At 69.1% G+C, this 10130-nt stretch carries 9 protein-coding genes; 2 read left to right on the plus strand and 7 right to left on the minus strand.

What is annotated here, in order from left to right; translation table 11 throughout:
• Positions 1-180 precede the first annotated feature (180 nt).
• On the plus strand, positions 181-708 hold the full coding sequence (locus AC1DKV_RS07305; RefSeq protein ID WP_441611969.1) for a metal-dependent hydrolase: 528 nt from the start codon (positions 181-183) through the stop codon (positions 706-708).
• Between the two features lie 187 nt (positions 709-895).
• Here the strand turns inward: AC1DKV_RS07305 and AC1DKV_RS07310 are convergent, their stop codons facing one another.
• The 4 genes from AC1DKV_RS07310 to AC1DKV_RS07325 all read right to left on the minus strand — a co-directional run bounded on the left by AC1DKV_RS07310 (position 896) and on the right by AC1DKV_RS07325 (position 5352).
• Positions 896-1735, minus strand: a complete 840-nt coding sequence (locus AC1DKV_RS07310; protein ID WP_441611970.1) for a hypothetical protein — start codon at positions 1733-1735, stop codon at positions 896-898.
• A 318-nt stretch (positions 1736-2053) separates the two neighbouring features.
• Positions 2054-3475: an MFS transporter gene (locus tag AC1DKV_RS07315; RefSeq protein ID WP_441611971.1), complete on the minus strand. Its 1422-nt coding sequence runs from the start codon at positions 3473-3475 to the stop codon at positions 2054-2056.
• 164 nt (positions 3476-3639) lie between these two features.
• The gene (gene pobA / locus AC1DKV_RS07320) at positions 3640-4809 is read right to left on the minus strand and encodes a 4-hydroxybenzoate 3-monooxygenase (RefSeq protein WP_441611972.1); all 1170 of its coding nucleotides are present in this window, start codon (positions 4807-4809) and stop codon (positions 3640-3642) included.
• 300 nt (positions 4810-5109) lie between these two features.
• Positions 5110-5352, minus strand: a complete 243-nt coding sequence (locus tag AC1DKV_RS07325; RefSeq protein ID WP_441611973.1) for a hypothetical protein — start codon at positions 5350-5352, stop codon at positions 5110-5112.
• A gap of 696 nt (positions 5353-6048) precedes the next feature.
• Between AC1DKV_RS07325 and AC1DKV_RS07330 the strand changes: the two genes are divergently transcribed.
• Complete coding sequence (locus AC1DKV_RS07330; RefSeq protein ID WP_441611974.1) at positions 6049-7770, plus strand: hypothetical protein; 1722 nt, start codon at positions 6049-6051, stop codon at positions 7768-7770.
• Positions 7771-7796: 26 nt separating this feature from the next.
• Here the strand turns inward: AC1DKV_RS07330 and AC1DKV_RS07335 are convergent, their stop codons facing one another.
• From AC1DKV_RS07335 to AC1DKV_RS07345, 3 genes are all read right to left on the minus strand, one after another.
• Positions 7797-7997, minus strand: coding sequence for a hypothetical protein (locus AC1DKV_RS07335; RefSeq protein ID WP_441611975.1), 201 nt, complete (start codon positions 7995-7997; stop codon positions 7797-7799).
• A gap of 177 nt (positions 7998-8174) precedes the next feature.
• Entirely contained in the window at positions 8175-9092 is a 918-nt protein-coding gene (cysK, locus tag AC1DKV_RS07340; protein ID WP_441611977.1) for a cysteine synthase A, read from the minus strand.
• Positions 9093-9160: 68 nt separating this feature from the next.
• The coding region (locus tag AC1DKV_RS07345; protein ID WP_477137517.1) for a GGDEF domain-containing protein at positions 9161-10130 on the minus strand (970 nt) is incomplete at its 5' end.

A 10130-nucleotide genomic window follows, 5' to 3' on the forward strand; every position in this document is an offset into this window, starting at 1 on the left:
CTCCTGCAAAAGCAATCGCAAGCATTCGCAAGCGTTCGCGAGCATTTGCTGCGGCGCTGCCGCCAGCGCTTTCAACTTAGCGCGCAGGCGGGCCGCAGGCAAGGCGCGCTGGTCTTTTGCGTGACGATCTGCCACCATTGCGCCCCTTCGTTTTCATGGCTTCACAAAGCGCCCCACGCAATGGCTTCGAGCAAAGCACACCATGCCACCGGATGGGCGGCGGGCCTGATCGCCGCCGCGGTCGTCGCCAAGTCCGGCGCCGGCGGCGCCTATCAACTGGGCGCCGCGCTGGCCTTCATGGCGGGCGTGGCCGGCGGCGGCGCGCCGGACTGGCTCGAGGTGGCGTGGTGGTCGAGGTCGCGCCGCCTGTGGATCACGCATCGCACGTGGACGCACTGGGGCATTGCCTGGATCGCGTTGCTGGTGTTCGCGCACCGCGCGCTCGGCAGCCACGTGCTGGCCGCGCCGGCATTCGGCTTTGCCTGCGGCGGGATCATGCATTTGCTCGCTGACTGGCCCAACCCGCTGGGCGTGCCCTGGATCTACGGGCGGCATTCGCTGAACTGGTGGAAGAGCGGACGCTGCGACCTGCTGGTGGTGGCGGCTTCGTGGGCCGGCGCGTTGTCGCTGTCGCGCCATGTGTGGTTCCATGGCACGCATGGCCTGGACCTGCTCCACTACCTGCGGGTCTGGCACCTGCGCGCCTGAGGCTTGTGGCGCAAGAAAAGGCGCAAGAAAGGGCCAAGAAAAGGCGCAAGAAAAAAAGAGGCGGCCACAAGGGGCCGCCGATCGGGAATACGAGGGAGGCAATTCCCTCCCGGAAGACTAACGGCCGCCAAAAGTGCCATATGCACCCCACCGAGGTGGGGTGACTTGTCCGGCATACGGGCCGATTTCAGGCCTCCAGGCAGATCACCGTCGCGTGCTGCGAACCCGCGCCGGCTTCGGCCGTGCGCTGGCGCTGCCGGCGCACGGCCAGGGTCATTTCGGCATGCGCCGTGTCGAGCCAGGCGGTGCGGTGGCGCACCGGGTCGCGCGGCGAAAGCGAGGCCGCGCTGACCTGCCGCAGGAAATACTTCACCATGCTGCCGGCGCGCGCTGGCACCGGCATCATGCCGAGCAACTGCCGCCGCTGCAGCAGGCCCTGGTCGACGGCATGCCCCAGCGCGGACCACGCCGTGCGCCCCAGCGCCACATACAGGACTTCGTGATCTGCCTGGCCGATCCGTCCGAGGAAGAGCGCCTCGAACACGCCGCGCAGCATCGGCACCGCCATCAGTTCTTCCAGGTCGCCATCGAAGGCCAGGCCACGCCGCGTGGTGGCGTAGGGCAGCAAGGCCAGCGGCTGCAGCTGCGCGAAGCCGTCGCCCCAAAGCGCCGCGGCGCCCGGCAGGCCGACCAGCTGCGCAATGCCGAAATGGTCCAGCATGCGTATCAGGTTGGGCCGTACCAGCCGACCGCCGAGCTCCACCTGTCGCTTGTTCTCGCGCTGGATGGTGCGTCCGGGCGCGTGCCTTTGCAGCAGGCGCTCGGTCAGCTCCGCGGCGAGCTGTACATGGGTATGTCCGGGCGTGGTGCTTACCAGCACCAGCCGTGCGTCCGCATGCGTGTGCTCGAACGGCACGTAGGTCATTGAATAAATGCGATCGCGATCAACCAGTACAGGCTTGTCGATCACGGACGCAGCCGCCCCGCGCCGGATGCGCGAGCAGTACTCTTCCAGATAGTTGGCCAAAATGTCCCCGCCTCACCACGATTTCTCTCTGTGCATCCGCCCTGTAGTCGGGCTGTTTCTGCATGGTAAGCCCCGCATCCGCGCCAGGCAAAGCCGGTAGTGGCGATTACTGCCTGTAGCCATGCAGGGTATGTGGGCCAGCGAACCAAGCGGGCTCATATTTGATGCCGAAGGCGCACAGATGCGCAGCGGCCCTCCGCGCAACGGCAGGGCGAGCCGCGCGGCGGCCCCGGGATCCGGCAAGGGGGGCGGGGACGGGGCGGCGGCGGCGGCGGGCTCAGATTTTCGTCGGGTCGCGGCCCGCGTGCGGGCATGCGGTCACGATGTCGTTTTCGAGGCGATGGCGCTGGCGGTGGTGTGGGCGCCAGAGTACCGCGCCGAAGCGGCCAGCAGCGCGATGGTGGCGACGAAGGCCGGCAGCGAGAGCAGCCCGAAGATCTTGCCGAAGCTCCATCCCATGCTCAGGATCTGCGCGCCCAGCAGCGCGCCGGCGATGCCGCCGAAGCGGCCGATGCCCAGCATCCACGCCACGCCGGTGGCGCGGCACTGGGTGGGATAGAAGCCCGCGGCCAGCGTCGGCATCGACGATTGCGCGCCGTTCATGCAGGTGCCCGCGGCAAACACCAGCAGGCTCAGCAGGAACAGGTCGCCGGCGCCGTGGCCCACCGCGTAGACCAGCGCGCCGGTCAGCGCATAGGTGCCCGCCACGATGCGCCACGGATGCCCGCGGTCCATCAGCCACCCCACCGCCAGCGTGCCGATACCGCCGCCGAGCGGGAACAGCGCGGTTACCAGCGCGGCCTTCTCGATGGGGAAGCCAGCATCCGAGATCAGCGTCGGCAGCCAGCTCGTCAGCAGGTAGAAGATCAGCAGGCCCATGAAGTAGGTGGTCCAGAGCAGCACCGTGCCGATGGCGAAGCGCGGCATCAGGATGGCCCGCAGCGACGAGGTCGCCGCCGCACCGTCGCCGGGCGCCTGCTCCTGGATGTGGAAGCGCTCGTCGCCGCGCAGTGCGCCGGGGCGGATGCGCGACAGCGCGGCGGCAATGCGCGCCGCGTCCGCCCGGCGCGCCACCATGAAGCGGACCGATTCCGGCAGGCACAGCATCAGCAGCACGGCCAGCATCAGCGGTGCGACGCCGCCCACCAGCAGCACCGAATGCCAGCCGTGATGCGGAATCAGCCAGGCCGCGATAAAGCCGCCCGCCGACGAGCCCAGCGTGAAGCCGCAGAACATGGCGTTGACCGCCAGCGAGCGGCGCCGCGCGGGCGCGTACTCCGACATCAGGGTGACCGCGTTGGGCATGGCCGCGCCGAGCCCGAGCCCGGTGAGAAAGCGCAGCGCGGTCAGTGCCTCGATGGAGCCCGCGAAGGCCGAGGCCGCGCTCCATGCGCCGAAGCACAGCACCGATCCCACCAGCACGCGCTTGCGGCCGAAGCGGTCGGCCAGCGGCCCCGCCACCAGCGCGCCCGCGGCCAGCCCGAACAGGGCCGCGCTCAGCACCGGTCCGAGATGGGCGCGCGCGATGCCCCACTCCTTGGCCAGCACCGGCGCGATAAAGCCGATCGCGGCCGTATCGAAGCCATCGGCCGCGACGATCAGGAAGCACAGCACCAGGATCATCCACTGGAAGCGCGAAAACGGCTGGCTGTCGATGAACTGCTGGACGTCGACGGATGCGCCGGGCCGGCGCGCGGAATCATGGGTTGCGGCCGGGCGGCCGCTGTCTGGGGGCGTCATGCTTTGTCTCCACGGGGGCCGCTCGTTGGCGGCGGATTCTGTGTATCTGTCTGCTGGCTGTGCGAAGGCGCGCGGCAGGCCCGCGCGGACCTCGCCCTGCCTTCGTCCTGCTTCGGTTTGCTTCGACTAGCTTCGATTTGCTTGGTCCAGCCTCTGGACTGCTGTCAGAACGGCAGGCCGACGTAGTTCTCGGCCAGCGACATGCAGGCCGCGCGCGAACCGGTCAGGTAGTCCAGTTCGGCCTGCTGGATGCGCACGGCGAAGTCGTCCGCGTCGGGGAAGCGGTGCAGCAGCGAGGTCATCCACCATGAGAAGCGCTCGGCCTTCCAGACGCGGCGCAGGCATTTCTGCGAGTACGCATCGAGCTCGCCGGCGTCGTCGTGCAGGTAGCGGGCGATCAGGCCGTCGGCCAGGCAGAGCACGTCGCTGGCGGCCAGGTTCAGGCCCTTGGCGCCGGTGGGCGGCACGATATGCGCGGCGTCGCCGGCCAGGAACAGGTTGCCGAAGCGCATCGGCTCGCACACGAAGCTGCGCAGCGGCGCGATGCTCTTCTCGATGCTGTCGCCGGTGACCAGGGCCTCGGCGGCGCTCGCGTCGAGGCGGCCGCGCAGCTCGTCCCAGAAGCGCTGGTCGGACCAGTCTTCGACGCGCTCGGCGGCGCCCACCTGCACGTAGTAGCGGCTGCGCGTGAGCGAGCGCATGCTGCACAGGGCAAAGCCGCGTTCATGGCTGGCGTAGATCAGCTCGTCTGCCACCGGCGGGGTATCGGTGAGGACGCCGAGCCAGCCGAACGGATAGACCCGCTCGAAGATGCGCCTGGAAGAATCGGGTACGCTGCGCCGCGTGACGCCGTGGAAGCCGTCGCAGCCGGCGATGAAATCGCAGCGCAGTTCGTGCAGCTGGCCGTCCTTGCGGTAGCGCACCACGGGCGTGGCCGTATCGAAGTCGTGCACGCTCACGTCTTCGGCGTCGTAGATGGTGCGCGCGCCGCAGGCTTCGCGCGAAGCCATCAGGTCGCGCGTCACTTCGGTCTGGCCGTACACGGTGACGGAGCGCCCGATCAGCTCGTGGAAGTCGATCCGGTGGCGCTGCCCGCCGAAGGACAGTTCGATGCCGTGGTGGACCAGGCCGTCATGATGCAGGCGCCCGGCCACGCCCGCGCGTTCCAGCGCATCGGCGGTCACGCTCTCGAGGATGCCGGCGCGGATGCGGCCGAGGATGTAGTCGGGGCTGCGCTGTTCGACGATGACAGCTTCGATACCGGCCTTGGCCAGCAATTGCCCGAGCAGCAGGCCCGCAGGGCCCGCGCCGATGATGGCGACTTGTGTGCGCATCGTGTTGTCTCCTGTGCGGGGGGCTGGTTGTTGTTGGGCACAACGATAGCGGCGCCGCGACGCACAGGGAATAGACAGAACGAACCATCAAAAGGACAAAACGAACATCGTGCTCCGGTGGCATTTTTGCGTTATTGCCCGGGAAAACCCTAGGGTAAGGCTGAAAAACGCAGTCATAACAAGGGGATATAAGGCCGCTCTCGGTGCCATCCAGTCGCGTGCAGGCCGGGTCCTGGCTGTCTGCGGCCTTCAGTTTTCATACATGCACGAGGGCGCATACATGCACAAGGGCGGCGCCCCTTAGCGCGCAATGCGTTGTTCCTTGCGGCAGGCCTTGCACACATGCTCCAGGCCATCGCGGCGCCGCGCGTCGCGCGAAAAGAACTCGCCGTCGGCGGGCCAGTATTCGTCGCAGTTGCGGCAAAGCTTGAGGGGGCCGATATCGGACATCAGCAACTCGCCCGCGGCACGGGCGGCGTGCGCGGCGTGGCTTGCATGGGCAGCGGCGGGGGGGCGCCGGAGGGCGGCGGTGCGATCGTACATGTTCTCTCCTTGCCTGGCGCAAACGGGCCGGCGGTGGTCAGGTACGGAGGGGATCTCCGGGGACGATCCCGGGAGACGATCCCGGGCGGTCCACGCGTATCGGCTGAAATACGCGGTTACGAAATGGCGGGCGGAAATGGCGGGCGGAAACGGTGTAATGGTGCTGGCAGGGCGCGCGCGGTGGCATGCGCGGCAGGCTTGCGTCACGAATTCATCGCGCCAACAGCCCGGAGAACGCCATCACCAGCCATCCCGCCGCGGCGCAGGTCCCAAGCCAGCCCAGCAGGACCAGCACGATGGTGGACCACTTCATTGCAGTTGCCGTCGCCGCGCTGCAAAGGCCGTGCGCGGCGCGGCGGGACCGATGCGGCAGCGGGCGCACGCCGGCGCGCGGTGCCACGCGGGCGGCTTCGAACGGGTGTGGTTCATGCGGACTTTCCTTCTGACAGGCAAGGCAGCGCTTGCACAACGGTGCAGCTTAGCCATGGTGCGGCGCGGGCGTGTGTCCGGGTTGTAAGGAAATGTGCACGAGCCGATGCGAAGCGGAGGCTCCCCGGCGCGTTCGCGCCGCCTTTTCTATAATGTGACCCGTTCCTGCTTCCAGCCGGCCGTGCGGCGCGTGACGAGGTCTCATCCCCGCCGCGGCCCGGTCGCATTCCAACCGCACACCAATCGCCCTCGGGCCCCGGTCACGCCATGACTATCCTCCTGCTCAACACTTCCTTCGCGCGCACTCTCGATGCGCTGGTCGAACGCTTCGCGGCCACGCCGGGCGCGCGCGTGCAGGCCTGGGTGTTCGAGGACGCCCCCGCGCGTCTCGAGGCCGTGCGGCAACTTGCCGCCGCCGGCGTGGTGGCGGAGATCCGCAGCGCGTACAAGCCGCTGCTGCATTTCTTTCTCGACGAACAGGACCTGGACGCACTGGCGGGCGCCGCGCGCACGGTGACGGTGCGGCTGCCCGCGGCCGCCACGCCGAAGGACGCGCAGCGCTTGCGTCTCGAAGCCTATCCGCTGGCCGGCCTGCTGCCCGAAGACAAGCTGCGCCTGGTCGATGGCGATGACGAAGGACACTATGTGGTCGAATCCGGCGGCGGGCGGCACCGCGTGTTCGTGCCGCGCGCGACCTCGGGCGCGCCGTGCGGATGGCTGCGCGTGTGGCGGGGCGACGAGCTGGTCGAGGACACGCCGCTGGCGACGGAATACGAGCTCGCATTCGCCGCGGCCATGGATGCGATCCGCGCGCACGGCTGGCGCGCGCAGGCGCCGTACTTCGACGTGCTGCACGTCGCCATCGCCACCGGCGGCATCGAACGCCGCCTGGCATACCAGGACGAATGCATCAGCACGCGCGAGGCGCTGCATGAGGATCTCTATTTCTCGGTGCTGGAGTATTTCCAGGACTGCGCCGGCCTGCCGCGTGGCGACCGTACCCTGCAGCCGGGCCAGATCGTCCCCGATGTGCACGCGGGCGAGGGCGCCACGCGCGTGCGCGTGGAAGTGCTGCCGCACCAGCTGCCCCTGCCCGGGCCTGGCCGCAAGCCGATGTCCGCCGAAGCGCTGGCCGCGCTCGCCCGCCCGCTCGCACCGGACGAGGTTGCCGTCGAGATGCATGCGCTGGGCGGCCATCGCTTCAGCGTGGAATCCGCGCAGGGGCGCGCGGTCCACGGCACGCATATCGAAGGTACGCTGCCCGGGCTGGTGATCTCCGGGGGCCAGCACGCCAACGAGAGCTCCGGCGTGGTCGGCGCGCTGCGCGCGGCGCATGTGCTCAGGCGGCGCGAGCAGGCGAACTTCGCCGTGATCGGGCTGGAGAACCCGGATGGCGCGGCCCTGCATATGCAATTGCGCGAGGACAATCCGCGCCATATGTCGCACGCCGCCCGCTACACCGCGCTGGGCGACGACCTCGAGGCGCGCACGGCGGAGCCGTTCGGCGAGAAGGCGGTCCGGCTGGAGGCGGCCGAGCGCACCGGCGCCGGGCTGCACATGAGCCTGCACGGCTATCCTGCCCACGAGTGGACGCGCCCGCTGACCGGCTACGTCCCTCCGGGGTTCGAAACCTGGACCATTCCCAAGGGATTCTTCCTGATCCTGCGCCACCATGGCGGATGCGAGGACAAGGCGCTGGCGTTCATGCAGGCGCTCACCGCGCAGCTGGCGACGTCGCCCGAGCTGGCCGCGTTCAACGCGCGGCAGCTCGCCACCTGGGCCGCGCACGCGGGCGCGGTGCCGTTCCCGGTGCTCAACGGCATTCCCTGCATGATCGTCGAGGACCATCGCTCCACGGTGCCGTTCATGCTGGTCACGGAGTTCCCGGACCAGACCGTCTACGACGACGCCTTCCGCCTGGCTCACACCACGCAGATGCACGCAGTGCTGGCGGCGGCCGAACTCTACTGGGCGGGAGCGCTGGCTTGAGTGAGGGGGCCTGCCGGCGCAAGCCTTCAGTGGATCGTGCGCGTCACCTTGGCATGCATGGCCTTGGCCGCCGCGCTGTCGTCGGGGGTGGCGTCTTCGTCCTGCTCGATCATCGTGGCAGCGAGGCTGAGTGCGGCCTGCATCTCCTCGTGCGACAGCCCCGATGACAAGGCCAGCCGTACCGCAAGGGACGCCAGGCGGGCAACGTCATAACTAGGTATGGTCATTTCTGCTCCTTGTGCCGGCGGCGGCACCGGCCTGCACTGGCAAGCCGGCGTTGCCGCCTGTATTGGATCGTCGGCGAATCAGTCAGGCCGATGAAGTGGCAGCGCATGCCTGCGCGCGGCTGCCGGTCCGTCTTAGTATGGTTCACCGGGCGCGATGCCGCCGGCGGAAGATTCCGCTCAGGCCGGCAGAAATCCCTCTACCGTCAGGTAGCGCTCGCCGGTGTCGTAGTTGAAGCCAAGCACGGTGGCACCGGCCGGCAACCCGGGCAGCTTTTGTGCGATGGCGGCCAGGGTGGCGCCGGAGGAGATGCCCACCAGCATGCCCTCCTCGCGCGCGGCGCGGCGCGCCATCTCGCGTGCCGGCTCGGCGTCCACCTGGATCACGCCATCGAGCAGCGCGGTATCGAGATTGCGCGGGATAAAGCCGGCGCCGATGCCCTGGATCGGGTGCGGGGCGGGCGCGCCGCCGGAAATGACCGGCGAAGCCACCGGTTCAACCGCATATACCTTCAGTTGGGGCCACTTTTGCTTGAGCACGCGCGCGCAGCCGGTGATGTGGCCGCCCGTGCCCACGCCGGTGATGAGCGCGTCGATGCCCTGCGGGAAATCCGCCAGGATCTCCTGCGCGGTGGTCCTGGCGTGGACCTCGATATTGGCGGGATTCTCGAACTGCTGCGGCATCCACGCGCCCGGCGTGGCTGCCACCAGCTCCTCGGCGCGGGCGATCGAGCCCTTCATGCCTTTTTCGCGCGGGGTCAGCTCGAAGGTGGCGCCGTAGGCCAGCATCAGCCGGCGGCGTTCCACCGACATGCTGTCGGGCATCACCAGCACCAGCTTGTAGCCCTTGACCGCGGCGACCATGGCCAGGCCGATGCCGGTGTTGCCCGAGGTCGGCTCGACGATGGTGCCGCCGGGCTTGAGCAGGCCCGCCTGTTCGGCCGCCTCGACCATGGACAGCGCGATACGGTCCTTGATCGACCCGCCCGGATTGGCGCGCTCGGACTTGATCCAGACCTGATGCGTATCGCCGAACAGCCGCTGGACGCGGATATGCGGTGTGTTGCCAATCGTCTGCAGGATGTTGTCAGCCTTCATTCGGGATCTCCTTGGATGGTTTCGATACGGACCGCGGGCGGGTCCGTACGCGCATGCAGGGAAGGATTCTAGCCGGCGGACCGGCAGTCTTGCGATTTCCGCAAGTGCCGGTGGCCACGCATGGCAAGGCTCAATGACAGGCTTCGGCGCGCCGGCAGGCGCAGTTCGGGCCCGCAGCCCGATGGAGGGGCTTCCAGCGACGACGCGCTCAGCACGCGGCCCCGGCCGCGCCGCTTGGCCTCGTACAAGGCGCGGTCGGCGCAGCCGAACAGGCAGTCCCACGCCGCCGCGCCGCCGCCCTGGCCGTCGTGGATCTGGGCGATGCCGATGCTGGCGCTGGCGAAGCCCCCGATTTCCGGCGGCAGGGCAATGGCGCGGATGCCGCGCAGGATGCGGTTGGCCAGCAGCACGGCGTCGGCTTCGGTGGTATGCGGGCACAGCACGCAGAATTCCTCGCCACCGTAGCGGCCGGCCAGGTCGGTGGCGCGAGGGGTCTCGGCCAGGACCCTGGCGATCTGCTGGAGGACCAAGTCGCCGGCGCGGTGGCCGCTGCTGTCGTTGATGCGCTTGAAGCGGTCGATGTCGATCACCAGGCAGCTCAGCGGATGGCCGTGGCGGGCGTATTCGGCCGACAGCACCATGGCCGCGGCGTCGATGGCGCCGCGGTTGAGCAGGCCGGTAAGGGCGTCGAGCCGGGATTGTTTCTCCTGTGCCGCCAGCATGCCTTCCATGGTCATCAGGGTGAAGGCGGCCAGACCCGCGAGGATGGCCACGAACGCGGGCAACAGGCGCAGCAGCAGCAATGCCTCGGCGTTCGGGTCCGCCACCGGGCTGCCCGGCGCGGCCGCCGCATAGAGGCCGCAGCACTGCGCCACCACTTGCAGGCCGCTGGCGGCCAGGACCAGCGGGCGGCTGCGGCGGGTCGGCGCCTGCGGCCGCTGCAGCAGCCAGGCTAGCGTGCAGGCCGCGGCGACGGCCGCGGCGATGTAGCCGGCGACTTCGGCCTGGCGGCTGCCCGCGCCCAGCGCGGCAGCGGCC

This window comes from Cupriavidus sp. 05T41 (assembly GCF_056396525.1).